At 71.4% G+C, this 16331-nt stretch carries 12 protein-coding genes; 11 read left to right on the plus strand and 1 reads right to left on the minus strand.

The window, feature by feature from the left end; all coding sequences use genetic code 11:
• Positions 1-158: 158 nt before the first annotated feature.
• The 8 genes from pssA to POL72_RS35905 all read left to right on the plus strand — a co-directional run bounded on the left by pssA (position 159) and on the right by POL72_RS35905 (position 11926).
• Positions 159-977: a CDP-diacylglycerol--serine O-phosphatidyltransferase gene (pssA, locus tag POL72_RS35870; protein WP_272101310.1), complete on the plus strand. Its 819-nt coding sequence runs from the start codon at positions 159-161 to the stop codon at positions 975-977.
• 113 nt (positions 978-1090) lie between these two features.
• Positions 1091-1492 carry a hypothetical protein gene (locus tag POL72_RS35875; RefSeq protein WP_272101311.1) on the plus strand — a complete coding sequence of 134 codons (402 nt, stop codon included), beginning with the start codon at positions 1091-1093 and terminating at the stop codon, positions 1490-1492.
• A gap of 153 nt (positions 1493-1645) precedes the next feature.
• Entirely contained in the window at positions 1646-2557 is a 912-nt protein-coding gene (locus tag POL72_RS35880; protein WP_272101312.1) for a cytochrome C assembly family protein, read from the plus strand.
• Positions 2558-2562: 5 nt separating this feature from the next.
• Positions 2563-4158, plus strand: a complete 1596-nt coding sequence (gene hemA / locus POL72_RS35885) for a glutamyl-tRNA reductase (protein WP_272101313.1) — start codon at positions 2563-2565, stop codon at positions 4156-4158.
• Entirely contained in the window at positions 4158-5060 is a 903-nt protein-coding gene (hemC, locus tag POL72_RS35890) for a hydroxymethylbilane synthase (RefSeq protein WP_272101314.1), read from the plus strand. Before hemA ends, hemC begins: the two co-directional genes overlap by 1 nt.
• 258 nt (positions 5061-5318) lie before the next feature.
• Positions 5319-6920 (plus strand): glycoside hydrolase family 57 protein, encoded by a 1602-nt coding sequence (locus tag POL72_RS35895; protein ID WP_272101315.1) that lies wholly within the window; start codon positions 5319-5321, stop codon positions 6918-6920.
• 556 nt (positions 6921-7476) lie between these two features.
• A complete protein-coding gene (locus tag POL72_RS35900; RefSeq protein ID WP_272101316.1) occupies positions 7477-8658 on the plus strand; it encodes an efflux RND transporter periplasmic adaptor subunit in 1182 nt (393 codons plus the stop codon).
• A 43-nt stretch (positions 8659-8701) separates the two neighbouring features.
• Positions 8702-11926 (plus strand): efflux RND transporter permease subunit, encoded by a 3225-nt coding sequence (locus POL72_RS35905; RefSeq protein ID WP_272101317.1) that lies wholly within the window; start codon positions 8702-8704, stop codon positions 11924-11926.
• A 73-nt stretch (positions 11927-11999) separates the two neighbouring features.
• On the opposite strand, the gene POL72_RS35910 is transcribed toward POL72_RS35905, so the two are convergent.
• The gene (locus tag POL72_RS35910) at positions 12000-13154 is read right to left on the minus strand and encodes a S1C family serine protease (protein WP_272101318.1); all 1155 of its coding nucleotides are present in this window, start codon (positions 13152-13154) and stop codon (positions 12000-12002) included.
• Between the two features lie 94 nt (positions 13155-13248).
• Here POL72_RS35910 and POL72_RS35915 point away from each other — a divergent pair, with 94 nt between their 5' ends.
• The 3 genes from POL72_RS35915 (at position 13249) to POL72_RS35925 (ending at position 16330) form a co-directional block, all read left to right on the plus strand.
• Entirely contained in the window at positions 13249-14982 is a 1734-nt protein-coding gene (locus tag POL72_RS35915) for a DUF885 domain-containing protein (RefSeq protein WP_272101319.1), read from the plus strand.
• A gap of 77 nt (positions 14983-15059) precedes the next feature.
• Positions 15060-15587, plus strand: a complete 528-nt coding sequence (locus POL72_RS35920) for a hypothetical protein (protein WP_272101320.1) — start codon at positions 15060-15062, stop codon at positions 15585-15587.
• A gap of 269 nt (positions 15588-15856) precedes the next feature.
• A complete protein-coding gene (locus POL72_RS35925) occupies positions 15857-16330 on the plus strand; it encodes a hypothetical protein (protein WP_272101321.1) in 474 nt (157 codons plus the stop codon).
• Position 16331 lies beyond the last annotated feature (1 nt).

Below are 16331 nucleotides of genomic sequence, written 5' to 3' on the forward strand. Positions count from 1 at the left end.
GACGGCGGAAAAACGACCGATGAAACGAAGTCGACGGTGAGATGAAACGATCCCGGATCCTGGCTCGCGGTAACCTTCTAGCGACTCGCGTGTGCGCTTCGGTGCTTGCGTTCGCGGTCCCTGCGGCGATAGCCTGGCCTGCCTAAACGGGAGGCGGCATGATCCGGAAGCGACGGCGGTTCGAGCTCAGGAAGACGCTGTTCCTGCTTCCGAACCTGATCACGCTCTCATCGATCTTCTGTGGCTTCGACTCGATCCGGCGCTCCGCGACCGCGCAGTCGGAAGATGATTTCTACCGCGCCGCGCTGCTGATCGTCTTCGCGATGTTCTTCGACACCCTCGACGGGCGTGTCGCGCGGATGACGAAGACCCAGAGCGCCTTCGGCCTGCAGATCGACTCGCTGGCCGATATCGTCTCGTTCGGCGTGGCGCCGTCGATGCTCGTGTATCAGTGGACGCTGCACCGCTTCGATCTCGCGGGGCTGCTCGTGTCGTTCTTCTTCACCGCGTGCGGCGCGGTCCGGCTGGCGCGCTTCAACGTCCTCTCCATGGGTGAGGCGGGCAAGCCCACGAAGCCTTCGAAGTACATCGTCGGCCTCCCGATCCCGGGCGCGGCGGGCATCCTGGTCTCGATCGTGGTCGCGAACCACGCGGCCGCCGGCGAGATCGGCGGCGAGCGCTACGCGTCGGCGATCCTCGTCACCACGACGATCCTGTCGCTGCTGATGGTCTCGACCATCCGGTTCCGCTCTTTCAAGGACCTCCGGCTCAACGTCCGGACGGTGCTCTTCGTGGCGTTCGCTGTCGGGTCGAGCGCGGTGATCTCGACGCAGCTGCAGCCTGCGTTCGTGCTCGTGTGGTTGCTCGGCTTCTACGTGCTGCTCGGGATCTTCGAGTCGCTCTGGCACCTGCCTGCGCGGCTCCGCGGCCTGCGGCGAGACTCGGTGCCTCCGCCCGGGGTACCCCCTGCGGCCTGAAGCGCCTGCGGCCTGAGGCGCCTGCGGCCTGATGCGCGTCGGCCCGGGCACACCCCTGGCCGCCGGCATCGCGGCCCAACCGCTCCGGCTCATTTTTGAGTAGACTGCGGGAGATGAAGAACCGCGTGTTCTTTCCGCAGGCCGCGCTCGACGACTGGATCGCGAGCGACCGCGTCGATCTGAACAACGACGAGCTTCTGATCAAGACCGAGGGCCGCCGCTACAAGATCATCGAGGCGATCCGCGTGCTCCGCGAGGTGACAGGCTCCGCGGACATCCACGAGGTCCTCGGAAGGGTCAAGACGCGCGCGTTCCTGCGGGAGCTCGGGGCGGAGATCCTCGAGGGGTCCATGATCATCGGCGACAACGCCTACGACGTGATCCCGGGGTTCATCGGCGCCCCGGTGGGCACGTTCGCCGAGCACCGCAAGGCCGCGCCGGCGGGGACCGCGACCAGCAGCAGCCCGACGAGCGACGAAGAGCTCCTGGCCGCGTTCCTCACCAGCAACCTGTAGCGGCGCCCCGCCCGGTTGCTTCGGCGCCTTCGCCGGCGCGCCGCGCCCGCCTCTCCCGGCGCTTCCGTGCTGTCGGGCCTGGGCCTACGAGAGTACGCCCCCACCGCTGCGGCCGGCGGGCCATCCCCGGTGAGGCAGGCTATAACGGGGGCCATGCCCGAGGTCATCTCCGGGATCAGCTTCGCGCTCGCCCTGCTGTTCTACAGCGCTGCCAGCGCGCTCTTCTTCCTCGACGTCGCGCGCAGCCGCGCGCGGCTCCCCTCCGCGGGCGACCTCGCGGGCCTCTTCGGCGCCGGGGGCCGCGTCCACGAACCAGGCGCTCGGCCGAGCGCTGCCCTTGCCGCCACCGCCTCGCGGCACGCGCCCCTGCTGCTCGGCCTGGGCGCCCTCGGGCACGCGACCTACGTCACGCTCGCCAGCTTCGTCGCGCGGGTCTGCCCGGTCCACTCGGTTCATTTCATGCTCTCGGTCGCGTCCCTCCTCGCGATCGGCGTTTACCTGGTCGCCCGCCGCCGCTTCCGCATCGACGCGCTCGGGCTCCTCATCGGTCCGCTCGGGCTCGCCTTCCTGCTCGGCACGTTCTTCCTCGGAAAGCCGCACCCCGAGCCGAAGTTCAGCCCGCTGTTCATCGCGGCCCACATCATGGCCAACCTGCTCGGGATCGCCCTCTTCCTGCTCGCCGGCGCCTCTGCCGCGCTCTACCTCGTGCAGGAGAAGCGGCTCAAGCAGAAGCGGCACGTGGAGCGCATGGGCAACCTCCCGCCGCTCGACACGCTCGACCGCGCGGTCCACCTCTTCCTGAGCGCCGGCTTCCCCTTGCTGACGCTCGGCATCGTCACGGGGACGTACTGGGCGCACCGGCTCGAGATGGGCAACACCGAGGAGGTGATGCGCGCCATCTTCGGCTACGCCACGTGGCTCCTCATCGCGCTCGTGCTGCTCTTGCGCGCCGCCGCTGGCTGGCGCGGCCGTCGCGCGGCGTACGGCACCATCGCGGGGCTCGCCTGCGCCGGGGCGGTGCTCGTCATCTATCTCGTCCGTCCCGCCGCGGGGCTCGGAGGCTAGCGCAGGTGATCTTCGTCGGGCTCTCCCACAAGACCGCGCCCATCGACGTCCGCGAGCGGCTCGCGATCGGGCGGGATCGGCTTCCCGAGGTGCTCGCGCGCCTCACGGCTCACCCCGCCATCGGCGAGGCGCTCGTCCTCTCCACCTGCAACCGCGTCGAGATCTACGCCTCTCCCCGCCAGCAAGCGCTCGCGCCGTCCCGCCCCGGGAGCGCTCCGCCGCCTTCGGACGACGAGCTCTCGCGCGACAACGAGGCGCTGCGCGCCGCCGTCGCGACCCTCGTCGGCCTCGGCGGAGACGCCGTCCGCGGCCACCTCGCGGGCCGCGTCGGGAGCGACGCTGTCCTCCACCTCTTCCGCGTCGCCGCGTCGCTCGACTCGATGGTCGTCGGCGAGCCGCAGATCCTCGGACAGATGAAGGAGGCCATCGAGGCCGCCCGCGGGGCGAAGACCCTCGGCGTCCGGCTCGGCCGCGCGGCTCACCGCGCCATCAAGGTCGGCAAGCGCGTGCGCACGGAGACGGCGATCGGCGCCGGGCAGGTCTCGGTCTCCAGCGTCGCCATCGATCTCGCCCGCCAGATCTTCGCCGATCTCGCCGGTCACACGGCGCTGCTCATCGGCGCCGGCGACATGGCCGAGGCCGCCTCGAAGCTCCTCGTCCGCGCCGGCGCCCGCCTCATCGTGGTCAACCGCAGCCCGGACCGCGCCGCCGCGCTCGCCCGCGAGGTCGGCGGCGAGCCTCGCCCCTGGGCCGACCTCGAGCGGTCCGTCATCGACGCCGACATCGTGATCTCGTCGACCTCGAGCCCCAATTACGTGGTCACGCCCGACCTCGTCCGCCGAGCCCGCAAGGCCAGGAAGGGCAGGAGCCTGTTTCTCATCGACATCGCCGTCCCGCGTGACATCGACCCCGCCGTCAACAAGCTCGACAGCGTGTACCTCTACGACGTCGACGACCTCTCGCAGATCGTGGCGCAGTCGGTCGAGGGGCGCGCCGCCGAGGCGGCGCGGGCCGAGGCGATCGTCGCGGACGAGGCGCAGGCCTTCGAGGCGTGGACGCTCGAGCGCGCCCTGACGCCCACGATCGTGGGCCTGCGGGCCCGCACGCGATCCATCCTCGCGGCCGAGGTCGAGCGCAGCCTCTCTGGCAAGCTCCGGCACCTCGGCGCGGCCGAGCGCCAGGCCCTCGCGATGATGATCGACGCCGCCACGAACAAGCTGCTCCACGTGCCCACCACCCGGCTCCGCGCGATGGCCAGCGATCCCCGCGTCGCCGAGCACGTCGACTCGCTCCGGGAGCTGTTCGACATCGACGGCGCGCCGGCCGAAAATGCCCTCGCCTCGGCGCTCGCCGAGGGGGAGCTGCGCGGCGTGGTGGATGGGCCTCCCACGCCTCGGTCCGCGCGCGGGGCAGCGCCTCCCGCCTCCGGCGCTCGGGGCGGCACCTCGCCCCGGCACGCCGATCCGCGCCCCCAGGCTGCAGAGGACAACGGCGTTTACGCGCGGCAGCCCAGCGGGCGCCCCCAGCCCGCCGAGGCGGGCGTCATGGCCGTCGCGAATCCAGCCGCGGCCGTGAGCGCAGCTGGGCTAAAGGGAGCGTGATGCCCACGGAGCTCACCCTCGCGACGCGCCGCTCGGCGCTCGCCCTCGCCCAGTCCCGCGCCTTCGCTCGTTCCCTCGAAGCGGCGGTGCCCCATCTCTCCCTGCGCGAGCTCGAGGTGGTGACCTCGGGCGACAGGACGCAGGATCGCTCGCTCCAGGACATCGGCGGCAAGGGGCTGTTCATCAAGGAGCTCGAAGAGGCGCTCCTCGACCGGCGCGCCGACTTCGCGGTCCACTCGATCAAGGATGTCCCCGCCGAGATCGCCCCGGCGCTGTGCCTCGCCTGCATCCCCGCGCGGGAGGACCCGCGCGACGCGCTCGTCACCCGGAGCGGCGCCTTGCTCGCGGAGCTGCCGGCGGGCGCCCGGGTCGGGACCTCGAGCCTCCGCCGGGCGGTCGCGCTGCGCGAGGCGCGCCCGGATCTCGTGATCGAGCCGGTCCGTGGCAACGTCGACACCCGGCTCCGCAAGGTGTTCGACGGCGTGTTCGACGCGGTGGTGCTGGCGCTCGCCGGCCTGAAGCGGCTCGGCCTCGAAGGCCGCGCCACGGAGGTGCTGTCGCCCGAGGTGTCGTTGCCCGCGATCGGACAGGGCGCGCTCGGCATCGAGTGCCGCACGGCGGACGCCAGCGTGCGCGACGTCCTGGCGACGCTCGCGCACGCCGAGACAACGACCTGCGTCTCCGCCGAGCGAGCCGTGATGGCCGCGGTGGAGGGCAGTTGCCGGACGCCGGTGGCCGCCTATGCGGTGCGGGACGGCGACGCGCTGTGGCTGCGGGCGCTCCTTGCCGAGCCCGACGGCTCCCGATTGCGAAGGGCGGAAAGGCGCCTGCCTTGGCCCGGAAACACGCACGAAGCCGAGCGCCTCGGAGCGGACCTCGGGGCGGAGCTCAAGAAGGGTTGAGGCGCGTCACTCGATTGGAAGGCTGCCGCGTCCAGGACATTTCTAGAATGGAATCGATAAGGGATCTCCGTACCGGGTTGAACGGTCGCCTGGCGATGTGATCGCCAGCGCTCGGCGCGCCGGCGCCTCGAGGCGGAGCCCGTCGGCCCGCGCCTTGCGCGCCGCCCATGACGGGAGCACCTTCGCCGCACGCTTCCCGCGCAGGCGTGACCGTGCGAGACGACTGCCCGCCGGCGGTTTCCCGCCGCCCAGCGCTCCATGCCGGGCCACGTCGCCCTCGTCCTCCACGCTCACCTGCCGTACGTGCGTCACCCGGAGCACGTCCGCTCTCTGGAGGAGCGCTGGTTCTTCGAGGCGCTCTGGGAGTGTTATCTCCCCCTGCTCGGGGTCCTCGATCGCCTCGCCGCCGATCGCGTCGTCGCCCCGCTGACCCTCTCCGTCTCGCCGTCGCTCCTCGCGATGCTGCGCGACGAGCTGCTCCTTCGCCGGTTCGAGGACCACCTCCGCCGGCTCACCGCGCTTGCGGCCCGGGTCGAGGCCCGCTTCGCCGGGAGCGGCTTCGCCGAGGCCGCCGCGTTCTACCGCGCGCGGCTCGCGGACGCGGCGAGCTCCTGGCAGGCGCTGGGCGGCGATGTCCCGGGCGCCCTGGTGCGCCACGCCGGGGCGGGCCGCGTCGAGCTCCTCACCACGGCCGCGACGCACGCGTACCTGCCCGGGCTGCTCGCCACGCCGGCGTCGATCCGGGCGCAGCTACGGCTCGGCCGCCGCGCCTTCGCGGCCTTCACCGGCGCGCCCGAGCCTCGCGGCCTCTGGCTGCCCGAGTGCGCTTACGCTCCCGGCCTCGACGCCGATCTCGCGGCGGCGGGCGTCCGCTTCACCGTGCTCGACGCCCACGCGCTCACGCTCGCCGCGCCGCCTGCGTCCGCCGGCGCCTCCGTCCCGGTGCTCTCGCCCGCCGGCCTCGCGTGCTTCGGGCGCGATCGCGACAGCGCGCGGGAGGTCTGGTCGCGCGACGCCGGCTATCCGGGCCACCCCGTCTACCGCGAGTTCTACCGCGACGTCGGGCTCGACCTGCCCGAGCGCGAGCTCGAAGGGGAGGTCGGTCCCGACGGCGCCCGGCTCATGACCGGCCTCAAGCTCCATCGCGTGACCGGGCCCGGCCCCGACAAGGCCCCGTACGACCCGGCCCGCGCCTCCGCGCAGGCGCGCGCGCACGCCGCGGACTTCGTGGCCCGCCGCGAGGCCTCGCTCGCGTCGAGCCGCGGCGTGAGCGCCCCGCCGCCCATCTTGGTGGCCCCGTACGACGCCGAGCTCTTCGGCCACTGGTGGCTCGAAGGGCCCGAGTTCCTCGAGCACGCCCTGCGCCTGCTCGCGGCCTCGGATCGAGCCGTCCCGATCGCGCTCGGCGCATACCTGGAGCGCCATCCGCCCGTCGAGGTCGTGGAGCCTGCTCCCTCGACGTGGGGCGAAGGCGGGTTCGGCGCATTCTGGACGGGCCCGAGCGCGGCCTCCCTGTGGCGCCACGTGCACCACGCCGAGCGCGCCGTGCTGGGCGCGCTCTCGCGTTGCCGCCACGCGGGCGGGCTGCCCGGCCGCGCGCTGGACCAGGCGATCCGCGAGCTCCTCCTCCTTCAATCGAGCGACTGGGCCTTCATGATGTCGGCCGGGGAGATGGCCTCCTATGCCGAGGCGCGCGTCCACACCCACGCGACCCGCGCCCGCCGGCTCGCGTTCCTCGCCCAGCAGCCCACGGCCTCGCCCTCCGACGTGGCCTGGCTCGATGCGCTTTGCGCGCTCGACCCTTTCCTCGCCGAGCTCTCGGGCCCTCCGCTCCGAGGCGCCTTCGACCCGTGGCGCTGAGCCGGCGTTTCTCCGCGCCGCTCGCCTCCGGCTCTCCCGCGCTCCACCGGCAGAAGATTTCTTTCCGGTAATAGAGAATCTGCTTACGTTGAAATATTCTGTGACGGTATTTCACATGATCGCCGACCCTCCGCGCCGCGGCGGTCGACTCGATGGGAGGGTGTGTGCGCTGCGCGGCGGTGCTCCGGCGCCTCTTTTCGGGAGCGTGACCCGCGATTCACCCGTCTGTTTCATGGCCGGCCGCCGGCCGCGCGACCCGGCGCACAGCTCCCAGCACGTTTTTCGCGGCCATGGCGGCATGAAGTGCGAGAGGGACGGAGACCTTGTCCGGAACACCCCCTTGATGACCGGCCGGTCAGCACCCTAGTGTGTTGCCCGCCAGCTTTGCTCCTGGACCGCACCGGCAGGCGCTGGCAAAGAACCGGGCGGACTCCCCATGACACATCCTCCTTGCGGACCCGAGCGCCATATCGCTCGATGGGCTCTCGGCGCTCGTAGCGCCGCAACGAATCACTCCCGCGCCGCCCTCGTCGCGGCGCTGCTCGCTGCGCTCGCGGTGCCTACGTTGACGGCCTGTAAGCGCCCCGAGGCGGACGCGCAGCCGTCGCCGGCGCGCGACACCGCCGCGCCACGCCAGAAGCCCGCGGTGCATTTCGGGAAGGTGACCGCGCGCCCGCTCGCGCAGACGCTCGACATCAGCGGTACCCTGGTCGCCGACGAGACGAGCGAGGCGGCGACGCAGGTCGGCGGCTTGGTCGTGAGCGTCGCGATCGACGTGGGCTCCCGGGTCAAGAAGGGCGATCCGCTCGTCGTGCTCGACGCGCGCAACGTCGCCCTCCAGTCGCAGGCCGCGTCCGCGGCCGTCGCGCAGGCGCGGGCCAAGCTCGCGCTGCAGGACGGCGCGTCGCCGAAGGGGATCGATCCCGACCAGGTCCCCGAGGTCCGGGCCGCGAAGCAGAGCATGGAGCTCGCGAAGTCCGAGGCCGAGCGCGTGAAGCAGCTCTACGACCAGGGCGCCGTCCCCCAGTCGACCTGGGACGCGGCGCGCACGCAGGCCCAGAACGCGACTGCGCAGTACGAGGCCGCTGTCAACGGCATCCGCGCGACCGTCGCGTCGCTCACGTCCGCGCAGGCGCAGGCGGGGCTCGCCTCGAAGGCGGTGTCCGACACGACGGTGCGGGCGCCCTTCGACGGCGCCGTCGCCGAGAAGCGGATCAGCGTCGGCGAGTACGCGAGCCCGGGCCGCGTCGTGGCGGTCGTGGTCCGCGACAACCCGCTGCGGCTGCGGATCGACGTGCCCGAGGCGGACATCGCGAACATCGAGGTGGGCAAGCCGGTCAGCGTCTCGGTCGCCTCCTTCCCCGGTCGCCTGTTCCCGGGCGTCGTCAAGCGGATCGGCGCGAGCCTGAAGGCCTCGTCGCGCACCCTGCCCGTGGAGGCCGAGTTCGACAACAGCGAGGGCAAGCTCCGCCCTGGCCTCTTCGCGCAGGGGGAGCTGACGCTGACCGGCGAGTCAAGAACGGCGATCCTCGTCCCCGAGGCGGCGGTCGGCACCTCCGGGACGAGCGCGCGCGTGTTCGTGAAGGCGGGCGATCGCGTGACGGAGCGGCTCGTCAAGCCCGGCCGCAAGATCGAAGGCCTCGTCGAGGTCGTCGGTCCGCTCTCCGAGGGGGAGGAAGTCGCGATCGACAAGGTGAACGAGCTGGCGGATGGCATCGAGGTCGCGGCGGCGCAGTGAGCCGAGCGCACGCGCGCCTCATTACTGAAGAAAGGTAGCGACCATGCAATGGCTCGCGGCAATCTGCATCCGTAGGCCGGTTTTCGCCTCGGTGATCGTCCTGCTCCTGACGGTGCTCGGGGCGTTCTCCTACTTCGGCCTCGGCGTGGACCGGTTCCCCAAGGTGGAGTTCCCGTTCATCGTCGTGACGACCGTTCTCCCCGGCGCCGCGCCCGAGGAGGTGGAGACCGAGATTTCCGACAAGATCGAGTCGGCGGTCAACACGATCAGCGGCATCGACGAGCTGCGCTCCGCGTCGGTCGAGGGGCTCAGCCAGGTCATGATCTCCTTCCAGCTCGAGAAGGACGTCGACGTCGCCGCGCAGGAGGTGCGCGACAAGGTCGAAGGCATCCTCGCGGATCTGCCGGAGGGGATCGATCCGCCGGTGGTCGGCAAGCTGGATCCGGACGCCGCGCCGATCCTCACGCTCGCCGTCTCGTCTCCGAAGGCGGACGTCCGCGCGGTGACGGAGTTCGCCGACAAGACGCTCCGGCGCGAGCTGGAGTCGCTCGCCGGGGTCGGACAGGTGCTGCTCATCGGCGGCCGGAGCCGGCAGATCAACATCTGGATCAACCCGGAGAAGCTCGAGAAGTACTCCCTGACCGGCGGCGTGGTGGCCCAGGCGCTGGCGAGCCAGAACGTCGAGATCCCGGCCGGCCGGATCGAGCAAGGGGGCAGGGCGCTCACCCTGCGGACGCGCGGCCGCGTGCAGTCGGTCCAGCAGATGGCGGACATCGTGCTCGCGAACCGCGACGGCTACTCCGTCCGGCTCGGCGACGTCGCGGAGGTCCAGGACGGCATGGCGGAGCCGGAGTCCGCGGGCTTCCGCGGCCTCGATCCTGCCGTGCTCCTCAGCATCCGCAAGCAGAGCGGGACGAACACCGTCGAGGTCATCGACGGGCTGAAGGCGCGGATCAGCGAGGTAGAGAAGCGCCTCCCCGAGGGGTACCACATCGCCGTCGCCCGCGATCAGTCGGAGTTCATCAAGAACTCGGTCCACGCCGTCAAGGAGCACCTCGTGCTCGGCGCGCTGCTCGCCGCGATCATCGTCGCGATCTTCCTCGCGAACGCCCGCAGCACGATGATCTCGGCGATCGCCATCCCGACGAGCATCATCTCCACGTTCGCCCTGATGAAGGTGGCGGGCTTCACGCTCAACGGGATCACGCTCCTCGCGCTGACGCTGGCGGTCGGCATCGTGATCGACGACGCGATCGTCGTCCTCGAGAACTGCTACCGCTGGATCGAGGAGAAGGGCGTGAGCCCGTGGGAGGCGGCGCTCCAGGGCACGAAGGAGATCGGGCCCGCGGTGCTCGCGACGACGCTCTCGCTGATCGCCGTGTTCCTCCCGGTCGCGTTCATGAGCGGCATCGTCGGCCGCTTCCTGAACTCGTTCGGCCTCACCATGGCGTTCTCGATCCTGGTCTCGCTGATCGTGAGCTTCACGCTGACGCCCATGCTGTCGGCGCGATGGCTGAAGAAGCCGGCGAAGCACGACGCCGGCAGCTCCAAGGAGTCGCGCTTCTACGGGCCGATCGAGCGCGGCTACATGGCGATCCTCCGCTGGTCGATGGCGCACCGCTGGGTGATCGTGCTCGCCTCGCTCCTGGCGCTCGTCTCGATCCCGGTGCTGGGGAAGATGGCCAAGTTCAACTTCCTCCCGGTCGAGGACGAGTCGCAGTTCCAGGTCAGCATGCGCGCGCCCGAGGGCGTGAGCCTCGACGGGACCCGCGTCATCGCCACGCGGATCGCGTCGGACATCGAGAAGCTCCCCGGCGTCCTCTACACGCTGACGACGATCGGCGACGATCCGCAGAAGACGCCGAACCTCGCCACCATCTACGTGAAGCTCAAGCCGGCGGATCAGCGCGCGCTGTCGCAGCAGGACCTCATCGATCGCGCCCGGCGAGAGCTCAAGCCGCAGTTCGACGCGGAGAAGCTGCGGGCGAACATCGGCGTCGTGCCCGCCTTCTCCGGCGGCCAGAGCACCCAGATCGCCTACCAGGTCCAGGGCCCCGACCTCCAGAAGATCGGCCACTACTCCGACGCGCTGCTGCAGAAGCTCAAGGCGATCCCGGGCGTCGTCGATCCGGACACCTCGCTGCTCGTGGGCAAGCCGGAGATCCGCGTGGTCATCGACCGCAAGAAGGCCGCCGATCTCGGCGTTCAGGTCGGCGACGTGGCCAGCACCCTTCGGCTCCTGGTCGGCGGGTACAAGGTGTCGACCTACAACGAAGGCGGGGAGCAGTACGAGGTGCGCGCGCGCGCGCTGCCGAGCTTCCGCTCCGACAAGGAGGGCCTCGCGAAGATCACGGTGCCGTCGACCAAGCTCGGCGCCGTGACGCTCGACAACGTGGTGTCGTTCTCCGAGGGGACGGGCCCGTCGCGCATCGAGCGGTACAACCGTCAGCGGCAGGTCATGCTGACCGCCAACCTCGAGGCGGGGTACTCGCAGCAGACGGTCATCCAGGAGCTCGACAAGGCCGTGTCGCAGATGAACCTCGCGTCCGGCTACTCCGCTGGCCCCGTCGGCGCGTCGAAGGAGCTCGTCAAGATGATGAAGAGCTTCCTCGTCGCCCTCCTCCTGTCGCTGGTCTTCATGTACCTCGTGCTCGCGGCGCAGTTCGAGTCGTGGCTGCACCCGATCACGATCCTCCTGTCGCTGCCGCTGACGGTGCCGTTCGCGTTCATCGCGGTCATCATCTTCCGGCAGTCGCTCAACATCTTCTCGCTGCTCGGCATCGTCGTGCTGTTCGGCGTCGTGAAGAAGAACTCGATCCTCCAGATCGATCACACGATCAAGCTGCGCGAGCACGGCTTGCCGCGGGCGCAGGCCATTCTGGAGGCGAACCGCGACAGGCTCCGGCCGATCCTGATGACCACGCTCGCGTTCGTCGCCGGCATGATCCCGCTCGTCGTCTCGAGCGGCGCGGGCTCGGGCACGAACCGCGCGACCGGCTTCGTGATCATCGGCGGGCAGACGCTGGCGCTCCTCCTGACGCTGCTCGCGACCCCGGTCGCCTACTCGCTGTTCGACGACGTCTCGTCGTGGCTCATGCGGATCCTGCCCTTCATGCGGGGCAGCGACGACCAGGGAGCGCCGCGCGGGACGGGGGAGGACGGCGCCGCTCCGGCGGATGGGGTCGTCGCGGCCGGGCATCGCGGCGCCGCGGTGCGCGCCGCCGTCGGGCACGATGCGGGCCGGCCGGCGCCGGCGCAGCTCGACTAGCGGTACCCCGGCCGCCCTCCGGGGCCGCGGCGCGTCGCGCCCGGCCCCCTTCGCTACCGCGGCGAGGCGCCGCTCACTGCGCCTCGCCGTGGACCTTTCGCAGGATCACCTCGAGCAGCCCGTCGAACGCGTCGCGCATCGCCCAGGCCTGGGCGGCCTCGTCGTCGAGCCCGGCCGCCTTGCGCCGGCCCTCGACGAGCGCGTTCCTGGGGCCCCTGCACGCGGGGCCGAGCCGGCGCTCCATGTCGAGCGAGGCGCCCGCGTAGACGTGATAGCAAGACGCGAAATCCCCCTGGTTGTAGAGGGGTGAGCCGACCTGGATCGCGCCGTCCATCGTCCGCGCCAGCACGAGCAGATCCCCCTCGGTGCAGCCGCGGAGGATCGCGAGCGCGTGGTGAGGCACCGATCGCTTGACCGCCGGCAGCCCTCGCTCCTCGTCGGCCGTCTCGGCCGCGAACGTCGAGAGCGGGACGGGATCGGGGCGCACGAGCAGCAGCTTGAGGTAGTCGGCGGGCACGCCGAAGTTGAGGTTCTGCCCCTGCGTCGAGACCGCCGCGGCGACGCCGATCACCTCGCCGTGATCGTTGAACAGCGGGCCGCCCGAGGAGCCCGGCGCGATCGGCGCGGAGATCTGCAGCAGCGTCAGCTCCGGATCCACGACGCGCACGGCGCTCACGAGGCCGTTCGACACGGTGTCCGCGAGGCCGAGCGGATGGCCGATCGCGACGACCGGATCGCCGGGGCGGACCGCGCCGCTGTTGCCGAGGGAGAGCAGCGGGAGCCTCCGCGGCGCGTGGATCCGGACGATCGCGAGATCCCGGGCCTCGTCGAACGCGAGCACCTCGAGCACCGGGTGCTCGCTCTGATCCGCGAGGACCACCTTGAGGTCCGGCATCCCGGCGACGACGTGGAAATTCGTCGCGATCCAGCCGTCCTCGCGGACCAGGAAGCCCGCGCCGAGCGAGCCGTCGCCGCGGATCGTGACGACCGCCGGCATGGCGCGCGCGGCGATCTGCGCTGGCGTCATCGCGGCGGGCTGTGACGCCGAGAGCGCCGGCTGGTCGGCCGAGGTCGCGGCGCAGCCGAGCGCCGCGAGCGCCGCCGCGGCGAGGAGCGCCGAGGCGCGCGGCCAGACGGGCCGCCGTGGGGACTGGAGGCGCGATGGAGGAGCCGCGCAGGAGCGCTGGTCGTCGTCATGGAGCTCGCCTGGCAGGCTGCGGTGGTTCATGTCGCTCCCCGAGGCCGCCGCGTGAGCGACCTCCCTTCAGCAAGCGTAACGAAGACCCGACGGATCGTCTCGCGCGCCCGGAGAAAATCCGGTCGTGGCCGCATATGCTGTCGCGGTGAGCCAAGACCACGACGCGCGCGATCCGATCTTCGCCCTCAGCGACGAGTTCGTCGAAGCTTTTGCTGCCCGCTGTCCTGCCCATGCCACCCTCGCGGGCATCCCCTGCGACGAAGGCGCCTGGAACGACTGGAGCCCGAGCGGCACCGCGTCGTGGGCCTCCACGGTCGCGTCCTTCCAGGAGCGGCTCCGCTCGCTGCCGCCGCCGCGCCCCGGGGCGGAGGCGCGGTGGTGTCGCCTCGCACGCCGTGTCATGGCGGATCACCTGGACGAGCGGCTCGACGATTTCCGTCACGGCGAGCACCTGCGCGATCTCAACAACATCGAGTCGGCGTTCCAGCACCTCCGGATGGTCTTCGACCTGATGGATGTCCACAGCGCCGCCGGCTGGGAGGCCATCGCGTCGCGCCTGGAGGGCCTGCCGCGCGCGTGCGACAGCTACCGCGCGTCGCTCGAGGAGGGGCGCCGGACGGGCCAGGTCGTCGCGCGTCGCCAGGTGTGCGCCGTGATCGAGCAGGCGCGTTACCAGGCGGGCGACGCGTCGTTCTTCCTTACCCTGCCGGCCGCCTACGAGGCGTCGGGTCGCGGCGCGGACGCAGGTCGCGCGCGTGTCGCCGACGGCGTCGAGCGGGCGCGCGCCGCGTTCGGCGCGCTCGCCGGCTACCTGGAGCAGACGTACCTGCCGAGCGCGCGCGCCGCGGACGCCGTGGGAAAGGAGCGCTACCTGCGCCTCTCGCGCCGCTTCCTCGGCGCGAGCATCGACCCGATCGAGACCTATGCCTGGGGGTGGTCCGAGGTGCACGCCATCGAGGCCCAGATGGCGCGCCTCGCCGGCGAGATCCTCCCCGGCGCGTCGCTGCCCGAGGTGATCGATCTGCTCATGACCGACCCCGCCCGGTGCGCGCCGAGCGCCGACGAGTTCCTCCGCATCATGTCCGAGCGCCAGCGAAAGGCGCTCGCCGAGCTCGACGGCGTCCATTTCGACATCCCGGCGCCCATCCGCCACATCGAGGTGAAGCTCGCTCCGCCGGGCGGCGCGCTCGGCGCCTACTACGTGCCCCCGAGCGACGGCTTCAAGCGGCCCGGCACCGTCTGGTATGCGCCCGGCACGAAGCAGGCGTTCCCGCTCTACGAGGAGATCACCACGGCGTACCACGAGGGCTTCCCCGGCCATCACCTGCAGTGCGCGCTCCAGGTGCACCTCGATGACCGGCTGAGCCGACTCCACCGCTTCCTGGTGACGAACTCCGGCCACGCCGAGGGGTGGGCCCTCTACGCCGAGCAGCTCATGTACGAGCTCGGCTATTTCGAGCGCCCCGATTACGTGCTCGGGATGCTCTCGGGCAAGCTGACGCGCGCCTACCGCGTCGTCCTCGACATCGGCATGCACCTGGAGCTGCCGATCCCCCGGGACGCGCCGCTCCACGCCGGGGAGCCCTGGCGCTACGAGATCGCCGTCGAGTACCTCCACCGCCGGGCCTTCCTCCCGCTGGATCACGCGCACAGCGAGGCGACGCGCTACCTGGGCTGGCCGGGGCAGGCGATCTCCTACAAGGTCGGCGAGCGGGTCGTCCTGGAGCTGCGCGACACGCTGAAGCGCCGCCAGGGCGAGGCGTTCGATCTGAAGGCGTTTCACGCCAGGGTGATCGGCTCCGGGTCGGTCGGGCTCGATCACCTGCGCGAGATCGTGCTCGACGACGCCGCGCCCTGAGCGCTCGTCCGACACGCGCGCGTCGCCCGGCCGCTTCGCGCCTCGACGCGCGGCCACGCGCGTGCCAATCGACGCGGGTGAGCTCTCCCCCAGCGAACGAGGCCCCCGAGGCGCGGCCGGATGGCTCGGACCTCTGCACCGCGTGCGGCCTCTGCTGCACGGGGCTGCTCTTCGACGTCGCGCCGCTCGAGGAGCACGAGCTCCCGCGGGCCGAGAAGCTGCGCCTGCCGCTCGCTTGCAATCGGTACCACGACGCCTTCAGCCTGCCGTGCCCCTGCCATCTCGATCGGAAGTGCACCGTCTACGAGATGCGCTTCTCCGTGTGCAGCAGCTACGAGTGCGGCCTGCTCCGGCGCTGCAAGTCGGGCGAGGTGCCGCTCGGCGAGGCGCTGTCCCGCGTCGAGCGCGTGCTGCGCCTGACGGACGCCGTGCGCGCGCGGGTGCCGCCGCTCGTGCCGCCGCGCCCGCTCTGGGACGAGGCCCGCGAGCACCTCCGCCGGCGTGACGCCGAGGCCCCGTCGCCGGCATGGCAGAGCGAGCGGGAGTCGCTCGTCGCCGCGCTCGGGGAGCTCCGGGTCGCGTGCAGGGAAGGGCTCGATCCGTAGCGCCGGCGCCCCGCGAGGGCTGCGGAGGCGCGGGAAATGGTCTTTCCCATGCCCGGGCTCCACTCTGCGGGCCGCTCCAACGTGCTTTGGAGATCTCCCTCTCTCTCTCCCGCAGCGATCTCCAGGGCCCCCAGGACATCGACGAACGCGGAGACTCCCATGCTTCGTCCAGGCCGAGCGTGATCCGCCCTCGACTGCGCGCGCCGTACCCTCGTCAACATGCCTGTCTCGGCCTCGCGGCGGCTGGCTCCACGCCGTATATACGGCTCATGGAACCGACGATCCGCCGGCTGACCAACAAGTATTCTGCCGTCACTGCAGTGATCAGCTTCGTCACTCAGCCCATTCCCGGCGCAGATGAGTTGATCGTGGTTCCCATTCATTACTACTTCTCCGTGTCGCTGACCCGGCGCCGGGGCGTGCCGCTCCGCAGGGCTCCGTGGCTGCAGGTGAGCAAGATCATCTGGGGTGGAGCGGCCGTGAGGCTCTTCGCCAACTTCACGCTCGGCCTCGTCCCGGTCGCCGGTCTCTTCTCCAATGCGGTCACCGCCGTCGCCTTGACGGAGTTCCTGGCCCGCTACCTCGACGCCGCGCTGAGCAGCAAGGCGCCGCCTCCCGCGGTCTCCCTCAGGGCCATCCGCGCTGCCCTGCGGAACCCAAGGCGAGCGCGGAGAGCTCAGCGGCTCTGGTCCAGGATCCGCCGCGCCGTCCAGGAATCCGTCCCTGCGCCGACTCCTGGTTGAG

The organism is Sorangium aterium (assembly GCF_028368935.1).
In the GTDB taxonomy this organism is placed as follows: Bacteria; Myxococcota_A; Polyangia; order Polyangiales; family Polyangiaceae; genus Sorangium; species Sorangium atrum.